The 20,740-nt window shown below is 60.0% G+C and carries 18 protein-coding genes; 5 read left to right on the top strand and 13 right to left on the bottom strand.

The annotated features are described in order from the left end of the window. Nucleotides 1–84: 84 nt before the first annotated feature. On the bottom strand, nt 85–363 hold the full coding sequence (locus QRN60_RS21875) for a hypothetical protein (RefSeq protein ID WP_129567369.1): 279 nt from the start codon (nt 361–363) through the stop codon (nt 85–87). Continuing rightward, a complete protein-coding gene (locus QRN60_RS21870) occupies nt 360–1,466 on the bottom strand; it encodes a CobW family GTP-binding protein (protein WP_473090684.1) in 1,107 nt (368 codons plus the stop codon). The genes QRN60_RS21875 and QRN60_RS21870 overlap by 4 nt, the downstream gene beginning before the upstream one ends. A gap of 364 nt (nt 1,467–1,830) precedes the next feature. Between QRN60_RS21870 and ugpB the strand changes: the two genes are divergently transcribed. From ugpB to QRN60_RS21850, 4 genes are all read left to right on the top strand, one after another. Then, entirely contained in the window at nt 1,831–3,141 is a 1,311-nt protein-coding gene (gene ugpB / locus QRN60_RS21865) for a sn-glycerol-3-phosphate ABC transporter substrate-binding protein UgpB (RefSeq protein WP_284766886.1), read from the top strand. A 68-nt stretch (nt 3,142–3,209) separates the two neighbouring features. Further along, entirely contained in the window at nt 3,210–4,091 is an 882-nt protein-coding gene (ugpA, locus tag QRN60_RS21860; protein ID WP_003506735.1) for a sn-glycerol-3-phosphate ABC transporter permease UgpA, read from the top strand. Between the two features lie 9 nt (nt 4,092–4,100). Further along, a complete protein-coding gene (ugpE, locus tag QRN60_RS21855; RefSeq protein WP_003506733.1) occupies nt 4,101–4,949 on the top strand; it encodes a sn-glycerol-3-phosphate ABC transporter permease UgpE in 849 nt (282 codons plus the stop codon). Next, the gene (locus QRN60_RS21850) at nt 4,949–6,010 is read left to right on the top strand and encodes a sn-glycerol-3-phosphate import ATP-binding protein UgpC (RefSeq protein WP_111817728.1); all 1,062 of its coding nucleotides are present in this window, start codon (nt 4,949–4,951) and stop codon (nt 6,008–6,010) included. The genes ugpE and QRN60_RS21850 overlap by 1 nt, the downstream gene beginning before the upstream one ends. 72 nt (nt 6,011–6,082) lie before the next feature. Here QRN60_RS21850 and QRN60_RS21845 read toward each other — a convergent pair whose 3' ends face one another. The 6 genes from QRN60_RS21845 to odc2 form a co-directional block, all read right to left on the bottom strand. Then, a complete protein-coding gene (locus tag QRN60_RS21845; RefSeq protein WP_020813365.1) occupies nt 6,083–6,526 on the bottom strand; it encodes a glyoxalase superfamily protein in 444 nt (147 codons plus the stop codon). 208 nt (nt 6,527–6,734) lie between these two features. Further along, nucleotides 6,735–7,433: an OmpW/AlkL family protein gene (locus QRN60_RS21840; RefSeq protein ID WP_080866755.1), complete on the bottom strand. Its 699-nt coding sequence runs from the start codon at nt 7,431–7,433 to the stop codon at nt 6,735–6,737. A 309-nt stretch (nt 7,434–7,742) separates the two neighbouring features. After that, nucleotides 7,743–9,038, bottom strand: a complete 1,296-nt coding sequence (locus QRN60_RS21835) for an MFS transporter (RefSeq protein WP_111817729.1) — start codon at nt 9,036–9,038, stop codon at nt 7,743–7,745. An 87-nt stretch (nt 9,039–9,125) separates the two neighbouring features. Continuing rightward, entirely contained in the window at nt 9,126–9,527 is a 402-nt protein-coding gene (locus tag QRN60_RS21830; RefSeq protein WP_020813368.1) for a MarR family winged helix-turn-helix transcriptional regulator, read from the bottom strand. 145 nt (nt 9,528–9,672) lie between these two features. Then, entirely contained in the window at nt 9,673–10,242 is a 570-nt protein-coding gene (locus QRN60_RS21825; RefSeq protein WP_003506595.1) for a GNAT family N-acetyltransferase, read from the bottom strand. 193 nt (nt 10,243–10,435) lie between these two features. Beyond that, nucleotides 10,436–11,569 carry an ornithine/lysine decarboxylase gene (odc2, locus tag QRN60_RS21820; protein ID WP_003506594.1) on the bottom strand — a complete coding sequence of 378 codons (1,134 nt, stop codon included), beginning with the start codon at nt 11,567–11,569 and terminating at the stop codon, nt 10,436–10,438. Nucleotides 11,570–12,106: 537 nt separating this feature from the next. Between odc2 and QRN60_RS21815 the strand changes: the two genes are divergently transcribed. Then, nucleotides 12,107–13,000: a LysR family transcriptional regulator gene (locus tag QRN60_RS21815; RefSeq protein ID WP_003506591.1), complete on the top strand. Its 894-nt coding sequence runs from the start codon at nt 12,107–12,109 to the stop codon at nt 12,998–13,000. Nucleotides 13,001–13,056: 56 nt separating this feature from the next. Here the strand turns inward: QRN60_RS21815 and QRN60_RS21810 are convergent, their stop codons facing one another. The 5 genes from QRN60_RS21810 to QRN60_RS21790 form a co-directional block, all read right to left on the bottom strand. Beyond that, the gene (locus tag QRN60_RS21810; protein ID WP_020011756.1) at nt 13,057–14,010 is read right to left on the bottom strand and encodes a substrate-binding domain-containing protein; all 954 of its coding nucleotides are present in this window, start codon (nt 14,008–14,010) and stop codon (nt 13,057–13,059) included. 72 nt (nt 14,011–14,082) lie between these two features. Next, complete coding sequence (locus tag QRN60_RS21805) at nt 14,083–15,084, bottom strand: ABC transporter permease (RefSeq protein ID WP_003506587.1); 1,002 nt, start codon at nt 15,082–15,084, stop codon at nt 14,083–14,085. Nucleotides 15,085–15,133: 49 nt separating this feature from the next. Next, nucleotides 15,134–16,657, bottom strand: coding sequence for a sugar ABC transporter ATP-binding protein (locus tag QRN60_RS21800; RefSeq protein WP_080864946.1), 1,524 nt, complete (start codon nt 16,655–16,657; stop codon nt 15,134–15,136). A gap of 201 nt (nt 16,658–16,858) precedes the next feature. After that, entirely contained in the window at nt 16,859–17,482 is a 624-nt protein-coding gene (locus QRN60_RS21795; protein WP_080865101.1) for a TetR family transcriptional regulator, read from the bottom strand. Nucleotides 17,483–17,600: 118 nt separating this feature from the next. After that, the gene (locus tag QRN60_RS21790) at nt 17,601–20,735 is read right to left on the bottom strand and encodes a multidrug efflux RND transporter permease subunit (RefSeq protein ID WP_111817730.1); all 3,135 of its coding nucleotides are present in this window, start codon (nt 20,733–20,735) and stop codon (nt 17,601–17,603) included. Between the last annotated feature and the right edge of the window lie 5 nt (nt 20,736–20,740).

Here is a 20,740-nt window from a genome sequence, read left to right as displayed (position 1 = left end):
CCTTCATCATCCGCGAATCTCACGGTCTTTGCCGAAGTGCCGGATGACGCCCCCGGCGTCAAGCGGGCTACATTTCACACGGCCTTACGGCACATCGGCGGCAATTGCCTGAACCACATCATGGCGGGCTACATCCAGCAGCGCCTTATGAACCGACAATTGCCGAGTCTTGCCGGATGCGGACAGAATGAGTATTACGGTTTCCTTCGGCGGGCAATTCGGCAGCGCGCAGGAAATCTCTTGGACGGAGACGATGTCGTCTTCTGAAAGAAACAGCAGCTCCCGCGTCCAGTCCTTCATGATGCGGGCCTGCGAGACGATCGCGGAGCCGCTGCGCGCAAGCGGATTCGTTTTTACCGTCATCGGAATGCCTTCCGCCCCGCCTGCGAGGCCAATGTGTCAAAGAGATCGCGGATTGGCTGCTGCGGCATATCCATGCCGATCAGGACGATGCGCGTTGCGCGGTTGCCATCCGGCCAGCTTTCCAACCGGGTCAGTGGATAAAGCCGATGCTGCACCGCATGGGCGACAACCGGCCGCTCCGGGTCATCTGTCGCACCGAAAATTCCCTTGAGCCGCAACAGGCCGGAATGCACATTGCTGGTGACGAGTTCAAGAAAAGTGACAATCGCCTGCGGATCCAAAGCGCCGTCAAAGGTGAGATCGAAGGCCTCGACCCCGACACCATGGCGGTTGATATCGTGCTGATGGGCGGCATGAAGGCTCAGCCTGTCGGCCGCCAACCATCCCGGCGCATCCTCCGGCTTGCCGCGCAGCGAATAATCCGATGCCTTAAATAACGACATCAGGTCGAAGCCGGCCGCATTACGGTCATGAAACGACGCCGCAGGATTGAGATCGGCGAGGCTTTCGCGGTCAATAGCCGCAGCATCCGCAAGATCGGTTTTCGTCAGGACGACGTGGTCGGCAAAGGCAAGCTGTTTCCAGCCCTCGATAAAACTGTCGAGCATCGCCGGGCCGGCGACAACGTCGAAAGCCGTCACCACGCCTGAAAGATGGAAATGCCGGGCGACAATGTGATCACGCAGGCCAAGCGCCGGCGTGCCGCCGGCGATCAGGCTGTTGATGATCGGTGCGGGATCGGCAAGGCCGGTGGTTTCGATAACGACGCGCGATACACCAGGCACCACCCCTTCCAGAAAGGCCTGATGCAGCTCGTAAAGCGAGGTGCGAATATCGCTGGTGGCGGTACAGCAGATGCAGCCCGTCGTCGTTCTGAAATATCGTTCAGAACCCGTCCGAACCAGACCGTGATCGATGGGCACCGCGCCGAATTCATTGACGATGACAGCGGCATCACCCATGGCCGGCTCAGCCAGAAGCTCGTTCAGCAACGTCGTCTTGCCCGCCCCCAGAAAACCCGTCAGCAGGGTGACCGGCACCGTGCTGACGGATGGCGCGACGGTTGGGTCGTCCCTGCGCTCCACCGCCTTCTTCCGCTTCATTCCGAACACGTCAGCACCTTCGCTATCCATAAAATTCACGGCACCATAATACGTAATGTAATAACATATCAATGACGATTACGGGATTTCCGGCGAGAGCAATTCCCTTATGCCGGATAAGAAAATGTCCATGGCCACATGCTCCCAACTCTCGGGCGCATGAAAAAACCACGGAACGAAGGAAATGGAATAATAAATCCGTTTCCTTCACTTTCGTTTTAATCGTTCCACGTTCTCTTGCATTTTCGTTAGAGTTCGCTTTTAATCGGTAGTGCTAATACAGGAAAGATCACCCGCAGCCGGATCGAGGAGGATAGACTGCAATTAAGGGGCTGTATCTTTTACTGTTTTCATAATGGGAGGAATCACCTTGAAAAAACTCAGCTACCGCCTCGCCGCGGCATCCGCGCTTTCGTTTTTTGTCACATCGAATGCATATGCAGTAACGGAAATCCAGTGGTGGCACGCCATGACCGGCGCCAATAACGAGGTCGTGGATACGCTGGCGAAAGAGTTCAACGAGAGCCAGAAAGATTACAAGATCACGCCCGTCTTCAAGGGCACCTATCCGGAAACCTTGAATGCCGGCATTGCCGCCTTCCGCGCCAAGCAGCCGCCCGCGATCATTCAGGTCTTCGACGCCGGCTCGGGTGTGATGATGGGTGCCGCCGGCGCCATCAAGCCGGTGGCGGATGTTCTGAAGGAAGGCGGTTATACCTTCAACAAGGACGAATATCTGGCCGGCATCGTCGCCTATTATTCCAAGCCTGACGGCACCATGCTGTCCTTCCCCTATAATTCGTCCTCGCCGATCCTCTATTACAACAAGGATGTCTTCCAGAAAGCCGGCCTCGATGCCGCCAACCCGCCGAAGACATGGCCGGAAGTTTTCGAAGCCGCCAAGAAGATCAAGACCAGCGGTGCCGCCCAATGCGGTTTCACCTCCACATGGCTCACCTGGATTCAGACTGAAAACTTCGCCGCGTGGAACAACGTTTCCTATGGCAGTAATGAAAACGGGCTTGGCAGCACCGATGTGAAGCTTGCCGTCAACGCGCCGCTCTTCGTTGAACACTTCCAGGCGATTGCCGATCTGGCGAAAGACGGTGTCTTCCGTTATGGCGGCCGCACTTCGGAAGCCAAGCAGCTGTTCATGTCCGGAGAATGCGGCATCCTGACCGAATCCTCCGGCGGCCTTGGCGATATCGTCAAGACCGGCATGAACTACGGCATCGGCCAGCTTCCCTACTATGAGGGCCATGGTCCGCAGAACACCATTCCGGGCGGCGCGAGCCTCTGGGTCTTCGGCGGCAAGAGCGATGCCGAATATAAGGGCGTGGCCGAATTCTTCCATTTCCTCTCCCAGACCAAAATCCAGGCACGCCTGCATCAGGTCTCCGGCTACATGCCGGTGACGATCGCGGCCTATGAGGAAACCAAGAAATCCGGCTTCTACGACAAGAACCCCGCCCGTGAGACGCCGCTTCTGCAGATGATGGGCAAGCCGCCGACGGAAAATTCCAAGGGCGTTCGTCTCATGAACCTGCCGCAGGTGCGCGACATCATGAACGAGGAGTATGAGGCGATGCTGGCCGGCAAGCAGGACGCAAAGACGGCGCTCGACAAGATTGTCACGCGCGGTGATGCGGCCATCAAGCAGGCCATCGGCAACTAAACGATCCCTGCCCCCGCCCGCATCCTTATCCGGTGCGGGCGGCACTCCCATCTCATCAGGAGATCGCCGTGCAAAGCGTCGTATTCCCCAACAAGATCCTGCCCTATCTGCTGGTCGCACCGCAGATCATCCTCACGGTGATCTTTTTCTTCTGGCCTGCAAGCCAGGCGCTCTACCAGTCGACCATGCGCGAGGACGCCTTCGGGCTGAGCAGCAATTTCGTCGGGCTGGCCAATTTTTCCGCCGTACTTTCAGACGAGAGCTATCTGAACTCGCTGCAGGTCACGGTCATCTTCAGCATCCTGACCGCACTCGTCTCCATGGGGCTGGCGCTGCTTCTGGCAACGGCGGCGGACCGCGTGGTGCGCGGCAAGGGCTTTTACCGCACCATGATGATCATGCCTTACGCCGTCGCGCCCGCCGTGGCCGGCATGTTGTGGCTCTTCATGTTCAACCCGGCCATGGGAACCTTCTCCTATATCCTGCGCCGCAACGGCATCATGTGGGACCCGCTGCTCAACGGCAATCAGGCCATGCTGCTCGTCGTCGCTGCCGCGGCATGGAAGCAGATCAGTTACAATTTCCTGTTTTTTGTCGCAGGCTTACAGGCAATTCCTAAATCATTGCTGGAGGCAGCCTCCATTGACGGCGCGCGTGGTGCGCGACGCTTCTGGACCATCGTTTTCCCGCTGCTTGCGCCGACAACCTTCTTCCTGCTGGTCGTCAACACTGTCTACGCCTTCTTCGATACCTTCGGCATCATCCATGCCGTGACCGGCGGCGGGCCTGCAAAGGCCACGGAAACGCTGGTCTACAAGGTCTATAATGATGGCTTCGTGAACCTCAATCTCGGCTCTTCCGCCGCGCAATCCGTCATCCTGATGGTGATCGTCATCGCGCTCACCGCCTTCCAGTTCCGCTTCGTCGAGAAGCGCGTGCATTACGGCTGAGGATTTCCCATGATTGAAAATCGCCCCGTCGCACGCGTGATCGCCCATCTGATGCTCGTTCTCGGCATCATTATCGTGGCCTTCCCGATCTATTACACCTTCGTCGCCTCCTCGATGACGTCGAACGACATCATCCGCCCGCCAATGTCGCTGCTGCCCGGCGGCCATCTCGGTGAAAACTATACCGACGCCATGGTCGGAGGCGTCGAGCGTGTCGTCGGCGTCAGCCTCGAGCGGCTGCTGTTCAACAGCTTCGTCGTGGCGCTCGCCATCGCCATCGGCAAGATCGTCATTTCGTTCCTGTCGGCCTTCGCGATTGTGTTTTTCCGCTTTCCCTTCCGCATGGGCTTTTTCTGGATGATCTTCATCACGCTCATGCTGCCGGTGGAAGTGCGTATCCTGCCCACCTACAAGGTCATCGTCGATTTAGGCCTGATCGATACCTATGCAGGACTGACACTGCCGTTGATGGCGTCGGCAACGGCAACATTCCTGTTCCGGCAGTTCTTCCTCACCATTCCCGGTGAGATGGTCGAGGCGGCGCGTATCGATAATGCCGGCCCGTTCCGCTTCATGCGCGATATCCTGCTGCCGCTGTCGAAAACCAATATCGCCGCTCTGTTCGTGATCCTGTTCATCTATGGCTGGACCCAATATCTCTGGCCGCTGCTCGTGACCAACGACGCCAAGATGAACACGATCATCATCGGCCTCAAGCGCATGGTGGATTTCACCGATGCCTCGACGCCCTGGAATTATGTGATGGTGACGGCGATCCTCGCCATCATCCCCCCTGTTATCGTTGTGGTGCTGATGCAGCGCTGGTTCGTCAAAGGTTTGGTGGAGACCGAGAAGTAATGGCAAAAATTGCGCTGAAAGACGTCCGCAAGGTTTATGGCGGCAATGTCGAGGCCATCAAGGGCGTATCGATGGAGATCGCCGACGGCGAGATGATCGTTCTCGTCGGCCCCTCCGGCTGCGGAAAATCCACCCTGTTGCGCATGATTGCCGGACTGGAGGGCATTTCGGGCGGCCAGATCATAATCGGTGATCGCGTCGTCAACGATCTCGAACCGTCGGACCGAGACATCGCCATGGTGTTCCAGAATTATGCGCTTTATCCGCATATGACGGTGCGGCAGAACCTTGCCTACGGCCTGAAGAACCGCAACACGCCGAAGGACGAGATCGATCGGCGTATCACCGAGGCGGCCAGGGCGCTCGAAATCGAACAGTTCCTGGAGCGCAGGCCGCGCCAGCTTTCCGGCGGCCAGCGCCAGCGCGTCGCCATGGGCCGCGCCATCGTGCGCAAGCCGGCAGCCTTCCTGTTCGACGAGCCGCTCTCCAACCTCGACGCCAAGCTGCGCGTGCAGATGCGCGTCGAAATCCGCCGCCTGCAACGCTCGCTCGCCACCACCAGCGTCTACGTGACCCATGACCAGATGGAGGCCATGACGCTGGCAGACCGGCTGGTGGTGCTGAATGCCGGCCGCATCGAGCAGATGGGCACGCCGATCGAGCTTTACGAAAAACCGGCCACCACCTTCGTCGCCACCTTCATCGGCTCCCCCTCCATGAACCTGCTCAACCACGGCACGGCGACGGCCAACGGCTCTTCCGGCTGGTCGGTGCAGGGAACCACTGCACTGCCACAGGGCGTCGCCACGCTCGGCATTCGCCCCGAAGACATCACCCTTGCCGATGAAGCCCCCGCGGATGCCGCCTTCACCGGCACCGTGCAAGTGGATGCCGTGGAACTGGTGGGGGCGGAAAGCTATGTGCATGGTTCCTTCGCCGATGGCACCGCGATCGTTTTCCGCGTCCACGGCCGTTCGCAGCTGCGCATCGGCGAGACGCTGCGGATCGCCGCACAGGCAAAGGATTTCCATCTGTTCGATGCATCGGGCAAGCGGATTTAGGCTTGGTCACAGAAACGGGACACCCGCCACTCGGCGGGTGCTTGCGCCATCGCTAGAACCTTCAGCGCCTCCTTACCAGACAAGTTCCACCTGCGGCCGACCGTTGGAGGTTTTCTCCACCGTCCGGCCGGATGTATCAACGTTGCAGTGAACCCGCTGCCGGAAGGCTGAAAAGCTTTCGAAAGTCACCACATCCACCGGATCGTCGAGATGCAGGGTCAGCCGGTAGCGTTCGGGATCGCCGCCGAGCGCCTGTACGCCCAGCACCGAAGCCACGAAGGGCTGGCCTAGATAAAAGCCTTCCACCCTTGAGCCCAGAAGGTAGGGGTTGAAGGCGGGGCGGTTGCCGGCTGATGCGTGGAGGGTATTCCAGTCGCGGAAGCCATATTGCGCGGCGATGAGTTCCAGCGCTTTCGAATGGGTGATTGCCTGTCCCTCGCCTTCGAGAGCGGCGCGCAGGCGTTTCGCCTGTTCCTTCAGCCCCTCAAGCGCGGGAAGCGGTTTGGACACGTACATAACGGTTCTCCAACATGAGCATGCCGAATGTTCCGAAGGGGGTCCGCGTTGCCATCGACGACATGCAAAACATGGGATGACCGTTATTAAAGGAAGAGCTTCACCAGGGGCGTAAACGCCTGCGGACGGCCGGGGCTCCTTGCCCGTGGCCGTCCCTATATCTCAGAAAGCGCCGCCCGTCAAAGGCGGCGCTCAACCGATCCCTTGATCAGAAACGGTAGGTGATACCCGCACCGATAAGCCAGGGATCGAGCTTCGCCTTGCCGCTGATCGGCGTGCCACCCAGTTCGGCGGTCCAGTCGGTCTTCAGGAAGATCTTCTTCACATCGAAGTTCACGCCCCAATGCTCGTCCAGCATATAGTCGAAACCGACCTGCACGGCCGCGCCGAACTTGTTCTTGACGTCCAGATTGCTGAAACCCGGCTTTTCGGACTGGTTGTAGAACATCGAATAGTTCACACCCGCGCCGATATAGGGCTTGAAGGCGCCGAAATCGGTGAAGTGATATTGCAGCGTCAGCGTCGGCGGCAGCAGCCATGTCTTGCCCACTGGCGTTCCGGCGAGCACGCCCTCGCCGTTGATCTTGGCGTAGGTGGTGCCAAGAATAAGCTCGGCGGCGATATTCGGGGTGAAGAAATAGCTGATGTCGAGTTCCGGGATCACCGTATCCGAATAGGACAGGTCCGCGCCCGGCACACCGTCGACGCTGCCGCTGTCATTGGTGATGACGCCGAGGCCGCGCACGCGCAGCATCCACGGGCTTGCCGCGGCAATCGCCTCTTCGGCGGTGGGCGCCGGCGCTGCCGGGGCCAGATCGGCCGCCATGGCATTGGCGGATATCAGCGTGGCCGCAACACCAGCCATGACACTGGCAAGCAAAGCGGTTTTTCTGTTTCTGTTCGTCATTCCATCTCTCCTATAGCGCACCGCAGCCGGGCAAGTCCCCGGAAACCGGCTGATGACGGCGGGCCTGGCGAATCTTCGCTTGGCCGCAACCGCTTGGGAGCCAGTATGACAACGGGAAAGGCAGGCCGATTGAGATGGATCAAACCGGCGTGCCGATCACGCAAGGGAGCTGATAACCGGCACGCATTGTGACAATTGCGCAACAAAACCGTCCGGCGATCGAGCAGCGGTGCACGCCGCACCCGGCACATGCTCGGAAAATACAAAAAAGGCCCGCATCAACAGGCCTTTTTCAGTGCATCACCTCTCTCACGCGGTCTGGGGCGTGAGGCGCGCGGAACCGGGCTTGCGCAGAAGCAGAACCGAGACGGCCGCGATCATGCACATCAGACCGGCAATCTGCAGCGCGGGCATATAGGTGTCGAAGTCGCTCTTGAAGAAACCGGCGCCAAAGGCGGCGGTGGCGGCTCCCAGCTGGTGGCCGGCAAAGACCCAGCCGAAAACGAGACCGGCCTTTTCGCGACCGAAATTCTCGGCGGCAAGTTTCACCGTCGGCGGCACGGTCGCCACCCAGTCCAGCCCGTAGAAGACGGTAAAGACCGAAAGTTCCACGAAGCTGAACCCCGAGAATGAGAGATAGAGCAGGGACAGGCCGCGCAGACCGTAGAACCAGAACAGCAGGAAGCGATTGTCGAACCGGTCGGAAAGCCAGCCGGCGAAGATCGTGCCGAAGAAATCGAAGATGCCGATTACCGCCAGTGTGCCCGCCGCCGTCACCGCTGCCATGCCGAAATCACCGCAGATTGAAATCCAGTGTGTCTGGATAAGACCGTTGGTCGAAAGCCCGCAGACAAAAAATGTGCCGAAAAGCACCCAGAAGACCGGGTTGCCCGATACGCTCTTCAGCGTCACCAGCGGCGATAGCAATGTGGCGAGAAGATTGTGATCCTGCTTGGCCGGCTTTGCCACCACGGTCTCGCCATAGGCCGGCAGGCCGACATCGGCAGGATGGTCGCGCATCAAAAGCAGGACGAGAACCATGGCCGTGGCAATTACCGCCACGGACAGGGTAAGGGCGGTTCGCCAGCCATAGGCTTCCGTCAGCGCCGCCAGCAGCGGCAGAAAGACCAGCTGGCCGGTGGCGTTGCTCGCCGTCATGAGGCCGATCACCAATCCGCGACGCTTGGAAAACCAGCGAGCCGCCACGGTGGCGCCCAATACCAGGGCGGTCATGCCGGTGCCGACACCGATCACCACGCCCCAGAGCAGCAGCAATTGCCATACCTCGGTCATGAAGAAGGAGGCGACGATGCCGCCCATGATCAGGGCAAGCGCAGTGGACACCACCTGCCGGACGCCGAAATGATTCATGAAGGCGGCGGCAAAAGGTCCAAGCAGGCCAAAAAGCACCAGCCTGACGGCCATTGCCGAGGAAATATCGGCAATATCCCAGCCGAATTCCTGATGCAGCGGCTGGATCATCACCCCTGCAGATCCCATCGCACCGGCGGTGGCCAGCATGGTCAGAAAGGTGGTTGCGGCAACGAGCCAGCCATAATGCAGATTTCTGCCGGCCATCCAGCTGGCGAGGCGTGTGGAGAGCATGTTCAAATTCCCTTTCCAGCGGCCGTGGCCGATATTTTACGGGTATATACCCTATATTGCGGGCAGATACCCGCATATCCCCAAAGATTACAGGGCTGCGAGCAGTTCCTGCAATTGTGCTGTCTTTTCGGGCCCAAGCCGGGCCTCGATTTCATCCTGTACCCCATCCCAGAGCGGCGCACCCGCCTTCAGGATCGCGTGTCCTTCCGTCGTCACCGTCAGCATCGCTTCCCGCTGATCCTCGCCATGGCCGATGGCCACCAGACCCATACGAGCCAGCACCTTGGCATTGCGGCCAACGGTGGAGCGATCCAGTTCCACCCGCGCGGCCAGATCGGTTAGCGAGACGGGCGCGGTGCGGTTGATGTTCCGCAGCAGGCTGAACTGACCGATATTGACGCCAAGCGGCGCCAGGGCCTCGTCATAATAGGACGAGACCTTACGGGATGCTTTGCGCAACAGGATGCAGTGGCAACTATCGTTTGGCATTTGTCTCGGGTATATACCCGTAAATTTTTGCGCGCAAGAGGTGCTCGGGAATTATCGGCGGGCAAGGGCCACCTCCCTTGGCCATATAGCAGAAACAATAAACCCCGGCTTTGGGCCGGGGTTTGATATCAGCAGCGAGGTTCGTTCAGGCAGAGAGCCTGCGGCCGCTTGCCACCAGCAGACCGGCAGCGCCTTCCAGCCAGCCTGCTTTCAGTTCCAGCGCCAGGAAACGGCTGCGCTCGAACGGGCCGGGCATGATGAGATGCTGGGCCTTGTCGGCGAAGAAGCCGAAACGTTCGTAATAAGGGGCGTCGCCAACCAGAAGAACGGCGCCGTGGCCGCGCTTGGTGGCTTCGCCAATGGCGGCACGCATCAGCGCCGAGCCGATGCCCTTGCCCTCATGGGCGGCATCGACAGCCAGCGGGCCGAGCAGCAGCGCTTCGACGGCGCGACCTTCGCGGGAGATACCGGCCTCGACATTCCACAGGCGCACCGTGCCGATGACATGGCCATCCTCATCGCGGGCGACGAGTGCCAGACCTTCGGCCGGAACGCGACCGGCGCGCAGCTTCTCGGAAGACTTGCGGCGGCGGCCGGCGCCCATGGCGCGGTCCAGCAGGTTCTCACGGGCGACGACATCGCCCGGATTTTCCTGATCGACATGAAATGTCTGCGGTGTGAAAAATGCCCGTACCGAATTCAAAAGAGCGGCCATCCTTGGCCTCCCGTCACACTACCGCCCACACGCGGCCCTTGATAAAAAAATGGTGGAGCCGTTCCGGCCCGCCGACACGCTTTCCTCGGCTGGAAGAGGTGCAGCAAGCAGGGATTTGCGCATCAGCACAATCGGCAAAGCCGGAACGGAAACTTGGTCGAGACGCCGCCCTGCTCAGCGGACGGCGTTCGGATCAGATGATGTAAGCCTTCAGCGGCTCGAAGCCATTGAAGGCAACGGCCGAATAGGTCGTCGTATAGGCGCCGGTGCCTTCGATCAGAACTTCGTCGCCGATGGTCAGCGAGACCGGCAGCGGGTACATGTTCTTTTCATACAGCACATCGGCGCTGTCGCAGGTCGGGCCGGCCAGAACGCAGGGCTCCATCTCGTCCTGGTCGCGCTCGGTGCGGATCGGGTAACGGATAGCCTCATCCATCGTCTCGGCGAGACCGCCGAACTTGCCGATGTCGAGGAACACCCAGCGGTGGTTGTCGTTGTCGGACTTGCGCGACACGAGAACAACTTCCGCCTTGATGACGCCGGCATTGCCGACCATGCCGCGGCCCGGCTCGATGATCGTCTTCGGGATCTGGTTGCCGAAGTGCTTGCGCAGCGCCGTGTCGATCGCCTGGCCGTATTCTTCGGCAGCCGGAACGTCGCGCAGGTACTTGGTCGGGAAACCACCGCCCATGTTGACCATCTGCAGGTGGATGCCCTGCTTGGCAAGCGAAGCGAAGACGCGCTTGGCATCGGCCAGCGCCGCATCCCATGCGTCGAGATTCATCATCTGCGAACCTACGTGGAAGGATACGCCGTAGGATTCGAGGCCGAGCTGATGCGCATAGACCAGAACGTCGACAGCCATCTGCGGCACGCAGCCGAACTTGCGCGACAGCGGCCATTCGGCGCCTTCGCCATCCGTCAGCACGCGGCAGAACACGCGTGCGCCGGGAGCGGCACGGGCAACCTTCTCGACTTCCTCGTGGCTATCAACGGCGAAGAGATCGATGCCGAGCGCATGAGCGCGTGCAACATCGCGTTCCTTCTTGATGGTGTTGCCGAAGGAGATACGGTCGGAAGTCGCACCCGCATCAAGCGCCATCTGGATTTCAGCCACGGAGGCGCAATCGAAGTTGGAGCCGAGCGAAGCGAGCAGCTTCAGGATTTCGGGAGCCGGGTTTGCCTTGACGGCGTAATAGATGGCGCTGTTCGGCAGGGAGTGCCGGAAAGCGTTGAAATTGTCGCGCACGACGTCGAGATCAACCACGAGGCAAGGGCCTTCGGGACGTCGGGTCTTGATGAAGTCGAGAATGCGTGCAGTCGTCATCGATATATTCCCTGTTAAACCGACTTCGGAAAAATCCGAAGGACAAAGGACGCTCGAGATATGCATACGAATCAGCCGGTGGAGGCGCAGACTCGATAGCATACGCTCAAGGCGCGAATGTGAACGACGCCCTGCCAGAGCATCATTCGGCTTTGTCTGCCATCGATTGGAGGGAATGACCCGACCGCACTTCAGGCAATGATGGTGTGCCTCTTCAGTACCCCGGCTGATGGAAAGCCGGCAGAGAACCAGAAAGGCCCGCACCGTCGTTGCTTCATATGTCCTCGCATTTCCCGGTTGGCCGGAATAGCGACTGGAGGGGTTAGTTCCAGGTACCTTACCTAAATCCTCACCACATCGAGGACTCGGCGGACACACATGGGCACGTGCGACTTTGGGCAGCACGGGAGATAAGAATATTCGCAGTCATAATCAAGAGGAATTTTTCACCAAAGAGCGGATTTTTTCAGCAGTGAATTAAGGGTTGAACAGTGACTTGCGCACGTTCAATTATATGGAACGAACCGGAGGATTTTCATGGACACGCTGACCCGCATCCGCGCCTTTATCGATGTTGTCGAAGCTGAGGGGTTTTCCGCCGCGGCGCGCAAGACCGGGCGCTCCAAGGCGCTTCTGTCCAAATATGTGCGGGAACTGGAAGATGATCTCGGCGCACTGCTCCTCAACCGCACCACCCGGCAGTTCTCGCTGACGGAAGCCGGTCATACCTATTACCGCACCGCTTCCGATATTCTGAAGGAGATCGATAACCTCGCCGATCTGGTGCGTGAAAAGAATGCCGATCTGAAGGGGAAGCTCAAAATTTCCGTTCCCCGCACCTTCATCGATGCCGATGTCGGCCAGAGCCTGATCGATTTTGCCAAGGAAAATCCGGAACTGTCGCTGGAAATCGTTGCGGAAGACCGATTCGTCGACCTGATCGAGGAAGGTTTCGATCTCGCGGTTCGAATCACCCGACTGGAAGATTCGGGTCTGATCGCCCGCAAGCTTTCCGATTTCCGGGTCTATGCGGTGGCGACGGCGGATTTCGTGGCGCAACACGGGCCGCTAGACGGCCCGCAGGATTTCTCCCGCGTGCCTTTCATCATCGACACCAATACGCGTTTTCATAATACAGTGCGGTATCTGGAGCCGGATGGCGGCTCGAATTCGGTCACCATCAGTGGGCCGATCGAGGTCAACAGCCCGCAGGCGACGTTGCGCGCGGCGCGCGCTGGTCTCGGCATCGCCTTGGTGCCGGATTTCATCGCCAGACCCTACATCCAGTCCGGTGAGCTGGTGACGCTGTTCGACGATTATATTTCCAAGGACAGGGGCATTTATGCGGTCTATCCGCATCGCCGCTACCTGCCCGCCAAGGTGCGCAGCTTTGTCGATTATCTCTCGGCGTGGTTCAGGAAGAACGGGTAAGCCACCAAATGAAACGCCCGCCTTGCGGCGGGCGTAGATGTTAGCTGAAAATCAGATCAGAACGGCGAATCCGGGAAGTAGAACTGCTCGGCATTGTCCTTGGTGATCAGGGTCGCATCGAGGATATACTCACCCGCGACCGGCACCTGATCGTAGAAATGCCCGGCCGTCAGCTGCATGGCTGTCGCCACCATTGCGGGCGGATAGAGCACGTCGACCGGGACCAGCTTGTCGCCGTCCATGACCTTCTTGATCATGTCCTTGGAACCGGCGCCCGCAACGATATACTTGATATCGGTACGTTTCGCCTGCTGGATAGCCTCCAGCACGCCGATCGCCATGTCGTCGTCCTGACACCAGACCACGTCGATCTTCTTGTATTTGGTCAGATAGTCCTGCATCACGCGGAAGGCGTCGTCGCGGTTCCAGTTGCCGTACTGGCGGTCGAGAACCTTGACGCTGGAACCGGCAATACCCTTGTCGAAACCATCCTGGCGCTGCTGGTCGATCGGGATCGGCAGGCCGCGAATGACCACGACTTCGGCATCCGGCGTCGTCTTCTTGATGTATTCGCCGGCCACCTGGCCAAGCGCGGGGTTGTTGCCGGCAACGTAGAGATCGCGGATCGAATTGTCGTTGACGCTCGGCGCGCGGTCGACGAGCGCGACGAAGGTGCCCTTGTCCTTGATCTCCTTGATGGCGTTGACGAGCGGATCCGGATCGGACGGCAGCACGACAAGTGCATCGAGCCCCTGCACGGCAAGGTCCTGAAGCGCATTCGCCTGATTGGCGGCATCCGGCGACGTCTTGACGATGATGTTGAGCCCCGGATGCTCCTGCATCAACAGCTTCGCCACACGCTCGGCATGATAGACGACGCCTGCCGTCCAGCCATGGTCGGCCGCCGGAATGGACACGCCGATGGTGACCTTCTTGTCCTGTGCGTGTACTGAACCCGCAAGCACCGTGGCCAGCGCGGCAAAGGCCACGCCGATGAATTTACTACGCATAGTCTCTTTCCTCCCAAGACCGGGGCGTTCCTCCTTCAACCGCGCCTGCCCCACATGGCGCGGCGTGATACGTCACCTGCGGCTGAGCGAGCGCTGCACCAGCATGGCGATGATGATGATCGCGCCCTGAATGGCGCCGATCAGATATTCGCTGACGAAGTTCGACAGGATCATGATGTTGCCGACGATCTCCAGAATGAAGGCGCCGCAGATTGTACCCCAGATGCGCCCTACCCCGCCTCTCAGCGCCGTGCCGCCGACGACGACGGCGGTGATCGCCTGCAGCTCCCACAACATGCCTGTCGTGGCCGAGGTGGAGGCAAGACGCGGCACATAAAGCAGCACCGCAACGGCGACGCAGAGCCCCTGCACCACATAAGCGATGGTGCGCACCCGTGCGACCGAAATGCCGGAGTAACGCGCCACATCCTCACTGGAGCCGACGGCCGTGAGATGCCGGCCATAGCGGGTGCGATAAAGCACGAAGGCGGCTATTGCGGCGGTGACGAAGATGACGATGACAGGCACCGGCACACCAAAGACATTACCGAAATAGACCGGGCGATAAAGCGTCTGGATTTCCGGGTTGCGCAGCGTGATCGCGCCGCCCTGCGACAGCCACGTGGTCAAGCCGCGATAAATGCCCATGGTGCCGAGCGTGGCGATGAAAGGTTCGATGCGGCCGATGGTAGTGATGAGGCCGTTTGTCAGCCCGCAGGCAGCCCCGATGGCGAGCGCCAGCGCCATGGCGGTAAGCAGCATCAAAAGCGGACTGGCGATGACACCGCTATTCATGAACAGGATCATCAGGCTGGCGACAAATGCGACCATGGCGCCGACCGACAGATCAAGCCCGCCTGACGTGATGACATAGGTGGCCCCGAGCGCGATGATGGCGATGAAGGCGCTGCGGGTGACGACATTCAACAGATTATCGATGCCGATGAAATTGGGATTGGCGATGGTGCCGAGAACCAGCAGCAGGGCCAGCGCCACGAAAGGCGCAACCGCTCGCAGGTCCCAGTCCTTCGAGGTCTTCGGCGTTTTGCCGTTATCAAATGCGGCCTCAGTCATGTTTTCCCTCAGTTTCTTTATCAGGCCATATTTCCCGCGACACGGGCGCTCAGGCAGGTTCCTGCGTATGAACGCCCGTCGCCAGCGCCACGATGTCGTTTTCGGTCATGCGCTCACCTGTCACCTCACCGACGATCCGGCCCGAACGCATCACAAGAATACGATCGCAGATGCCGATCAGCTCCGGCATTTCCGAGGAAACAACGATGATCGAGCGCCCCTCATCCGCGAGCTTGGCGATAAAGCGGTAAATCTGCTCCTTGGTGCCGATGTCGATGCCCCGTGTCGGTTCGTCGATGATGACGATGGAGGGATCGAGCAGCATCATCTTGGCGAGCAGCAGCTTCTGCTGGTTGCCGCCGGAGAGCTGGCCCGCAAGCAAATCCTTGCGGCCAGTGCGAATATCGAAGTCGCGCACCGCATCATCGAGCGCCGCCGTTTCGCGCCGCGTGTCGATCTGGAACATCCGGCTGAATTTCCTGAGCGAGGCCAGTGTCAGGTTGATCCGCAGATCCTTGCCAAGCAGCAGCCCCTTGCCCTTGCGGTCCTCGCTCAGATAAACGATGCCGGCCTTCAGGCTGTCTTCCGCCTTTGCGAAATGCACCGGCCTGCCGTGATGCCGCACGGTTCCCCGACCGGCGCGCAGGCCGAGTATTCCTTCCATGAGTTCCGTTCTGCCGGCGCCAACGAGACCGGCAAAACCGAGAATTTCGCCCCTGCGCAGGCTGAAACCGGCATCCTCTGCATAACCCGGAACGGTAAAATGCTCCACCTGCAGAACCGGCTCGTGCTCGCCGCCGGCGGCGCGGTCCGGATAAAGCTTGGCTACGTCGCGCCCCACCATGAGCCGCGCCATATCGGCAGGCTCCAGCGCCGATGCCGGATGGGAGGCGATCAGCTTGCCGTCACGCAGAACCGTCACCCGGTCGGCAATCTCCTTCACTTCCGGCAGACGATGCGAAATGTAAAGCACGGCCACGCCCTTTGCCCGGATGTCCCTGATGACATTCAGCAGCGCGTCCGTTTCGATGGGCGTAAGGCTCGCCGTCGGCTCATCGAAAATGACCACGCGATGCGGCACGAGCAGAACGCGGGCGATCTGCACCAGCTGCCGCTGGGCAATCGACAGGCTGCCGACAATGGCGTCCGGATCGATCGTACCGCCAAGATCGGCGATCGCCTTGCGGGCGCCGGCGCGCATGGCGCGGTCGTCCACCATGGCGCCCCTGCGTACTTCGCGGCCGAGATAGATGTTCTGCGCCACCGTCAAATCGGGCGCCAGCAATATTTCCTGATGCACGAGAACAATGCCGCGATGTTCGGCATCCACAGGGCCGCTCAGCGCCACGGCTTCGCCATCGATGCGGATTTCCCCGCCCGACGGCTTTTCATTGCCGGCCAGAAGCTTCATCAGCGTCGACTTGCCGGCACCGTTCTCGCCTATGATCGCGTGGACCTCACCGGCACGCACCGCGATCTCGATATCTTTCAAAACCTGTACCGGCCCGAAAGACTTCGACAGCCCAACCGTCCGGATAAGGGCATGGTCTGGAGATTCGTCAGCAAAAGCCATGTGCCGTCACCGGTGTCCCGCAGGAACGGACGGCGCTTGCCCCTTAATTTTATTTGAAATGACCATCTACGAACTCCTCCCAAAGCTCGAAGAAGAAGCTAGCGTCCGTTTTGAGGTACGTAAAGCAATTTTCGCTGGTGTTTTAGAATACACTCAAATTTGACCGTATGAACTGCAAGCCAGAAGGTCGTGAAAGTCCTGTCAGGATGCGGAGGAGCGCTGGAAACCCTTCATCAGACGGTGCACGGCTTCGGCGCCCTCCCTGGCCAGATCGAAACGCTTGCCGAACAGCAGCCAGTCGGAGCACATGCCTTTCAGCAGCCAGTAGAGCGCGTCGAGCGCAGAGTCCGCCGTCCAGTTGTCGTTGAATGCACCTTCCGCCTGCGCCCGCGCGAAAGCGCCCTCGAGCCGATCCTTGTGATACCGGTCTAGTTCCTCCTGCGCGTGCAGCACCGGGGCGAACTCATCCGAGTAATTGGTGCGCAGGCTGATGGTCATGATGCGCTGGCGTTGCTCATCTTTTGAAAGCAGCGTCAGCCACTTGCAGGCCGCTTCCTCGATCTTGGCCAGCAGAGCCAGCCCTTTGAGGTCGGGGTCGCCGAAATCGAGCAGATCCGATTCCGGCAGGGACACCGATTGATAGAGGCCGATAAAGAGATCGCTCTTACTGGAAAAATGCCAGTAGATCGCTCCGCGCGTGACGCCGGCGGCAGCCGCCACCTCATCGAGAGAGCTGTTGGCAACACCCTTTTTGAAGAACACCCGCTCGGCAGCGGCAAGGATCGCCTGACGCGTCTCTTCTGCCTCGGCCTTGGTTCGGCGCATGCTCATGTCTCCTTCCAATCGCGGCACGGCGCTTTCGCACCGTGCCTTCTTTGCAGTGCCGGGCTGTCAATCAGATGAACGCATTCACATGACTTTTGGCCCGGCCTTCACACCCGTTTTATTCCGCCGGCGATACGGCGTCAGCAGCAATCTCTTTCTCCTTCTTCCGATCCCCGAAAATCTTCATGACAAAGACGAAGAAGACGGGGACGAAGAAGATCGCGAGGATCGTCGCCGAGATCATGCCACCCAGAACGCCGGTGCCGATGGCATTCTGGCTCGCCGCACTCGCACCGGAGGCGATCGCCATTGGCAGCACGCCGAGCGAGAAGGCAAGCGACGTCATCAGGATCGGCCGGAAGCGCAAGTGCGCCGCCTCCACCGTCGCATCATAGGTGGATTTTCCTTCCGCCCGCAAATCCTTGGCGAATTCGATGATCAGGATAGCGTTCTTTGCGGACAGGCCGATGATGGCGACGAGGCCCACCAGGAAGTAGACGTCGTTCGGCATGCCGCGCAGCATGACAGCCGCCACCGAGCCGATGACGCCAAGCGGCACCACCAGCATGACGGAGAGCGGAATGGACCAGCTTTCGTAAAGTGCTGCGAGCAGCAGGAAGACGAACAGAACGCTGAGCCCGATCAATGCCGGCGCCTGCGAACCGGACTGGATTTCCTGCAGCGACTGACCGGTCCATTCGAAACCGAAACCAGCAGGCAATTCGCTCGCCAGACGCTCCATTTCGGCAATGGCGTCACCGGAAGAATAACCCGGTGCGGACTGGCCGCCGATACGGACAGCCGGATAGCCGTTATAACCGACCACCTGCGAGGGACCGCGCACCCATTCCACCGTGGCAAACGAACTCACCGGCACCATGCCGCCATTGGCATTGCGGACGTTGAGGTTCAGGAGATCCTCCGTCTTCATGCGCTGGCCCTGCTCCGCCTGCACCGTCACGCGCTGCATGCGGCCGGCATTGGGGAAGTCATTGACGTAGGACGAGCCCATATTGGCCGAGATGGTGGCGTTGATATCGCTGAAGGTGACGCCGAACGTATTGGCTTTCTCACGGTCGATGATCAGGTTGACCTGCGCCGCATCCGGCATGCCTTCAATGCGAAGGCCGGCAAGGATGGGGCTCTGACGGGCAGCGGCCATCAGTTGCGCACCGGCAGCGCTGAGAGCAGCCTGTCCCGCACCCGCGCGATCCTGCAGGCGGAAGGTGAAGCCGCTGGAATTGCCGAGGCCCTGGATTGGCGGCGGCGACAGCGCGAAGGACATGGCGTCCGGAAGACCCCACAGCTTGGCATTGACGCGCGCCGATATGGCGGCGGCGGAATCATTCGGTCCGCGTTCGCTCCAGTCCTTCAAGGTGGCGAAGGCCAGACCGGCATTCTGGCCGGAGCCGGAGAAGGAGAAACCCGAAACCGCAATCACACGATCCACCGCCGGCTCTTCCATGAAGATCTTTTCGATCTGCTGGATGGATTGCAGCGTACGATCACTGCTGGCTTCCGCCGGTGCCTGAATGTCAACAATCAGGTAGCCCTGATCTTCGTTCGGAAGGAACGAGCTCGGCAGTTGCATATACGCCCAGCCGAGGCCGACCAGCAACGCCGCGTAAATGACCATGAAGCGGCCGGAGCGCTTGATGATGCTGCCGACTGACGAGGAATATTTGTGCGAGGCCTTGTCGAAGCCGCGGTTGAACCAGCCGAAGAAGCCTTTCTTCTCATGGTGCCCGGCCTTGATGGGCTTCAGGAACGACGCGCAGAGCGCCGGCGTGAGCGACAGGGCAAGGAAGCCGGAGAACAGGATCGACACCACCATGGTCAGGCTGAACTGCTGGTAGATGATGCCGACGGCGCCCGGGAAGAAGGCCATGGGCACGAACACGGCCGTCAGCACCAGCGTGATGCCGATGATCGCGCCGGAAATCTGGCCCATCGCCTTGCGGGTGGCCTCCTTGGGCGACAGACGCTCTTCCGCCATGATGCGCTCGACATTCTCAACGACGACAATCGCGTCATCCACCAGAATGCCGATGGCGAGAACCATGGCGAACATGGTCAGAACGTTGATCGAGAAACCCGAGACATACATGATGGCGCAGGTGCCGAGCAGCGCCACGGGCACTACCAGTGTCGGAATGATCGTGTAGCGGATATTCTGCAGGAAAACGAACATCACCACGAAGACGAGGATGATGGCCTCGAGCAGCGTGTGAATGACCTTCTCGATCGAAATCTTGACGAAGGGGCTGGTGTCATAGGGAATTTCGTATTCCAGACCCGGCGGGAAATACCGCGACAGCTCCTCCATCGTGGCGCGAACGCCCTCGGAGGTCTGCAGCGCATTGCCGGTGGGCGAAAGCTGCACGCCAATGGCGGCGCTTGGCTTGCCGTTCAGGCGGCTCGAGAAGTTATAGCTTTCACCGCCCACTTCCACACGCGCGACATCGCGCAGCCGGACGGATGAACCGTCCGGATTGGCACGCAGCACGATGGAGCCGAACTCTTCCGGCGAGGTGAGCTGACCCTGCACGTTGACGGTTGCGGAAATCTGCTGGCCGATGGGATTTGGCGATGCGCCGATGCGGCCAGCGGCAACCTGCGAGTTCTGCGCCTGGATGGCGCCGATGACGTCGTTCGAGGTCAGGCTGAGGCCCAGCATCTTGTCCGGGTCCATCCAGATACGCATGGAGCGCTGGGTGGCGAACAATTGCGCGCTGCCGACGCCGGGAACGCGGCGCAACTCACCCAGAACGTTGCGGCTGAGATAATCACCTAGACCGATGGCATCCGTGTTGCCGTCGACGGAGGTGAGCGCCACCATCATCAGGAACGACGTGCCCGCCTGCTCGACACGCAGGCCCTGCTGCGTGACTGCCTGCGGAAGGCGGGGTTCAACGCGCGCAATGCGGTTTTGAACCTCCACCTGGGCTTCACCGATGTTGGAGCCCGGCGCAAAGGTGACGTTGATGGAAATGCGACCTGAGGATTCCGACGTCGATTCGAAGTAGATCAGCCCGGGAACACCGTTCAGCTCTTCTTCGATGGGACGCGTGACGCTCTGGTAAATATCCTCCGGCGACGCGCCAGGATAGGTGGTCGAGACGGAGATCTGCGGCGGGGCGACATTCGGATATTGCGCAATCGGCAGCATGGGAATGGCAAGCAGGCCCGCGAGCATGATGAAGATGGCGACGACCCAGGCAAAAATGGGCCGATCGATGAAAAAACGTGCCATGAAAT

This window comes from Agrobacterium sp. CFBP2214 (assembly GCF_030209895.1).
Lineage (GTDB): Bacteria > Pseudomonadota > Alphaproteobacteria > Rhizobiales > Rhizobiaceae > Agrobacterium > Agrobacterium radiobacter.
Note: the sequence above shows the minus strand (reverse complement) of the source record. Positions and strands in the feature narration are given on the sequence as shown.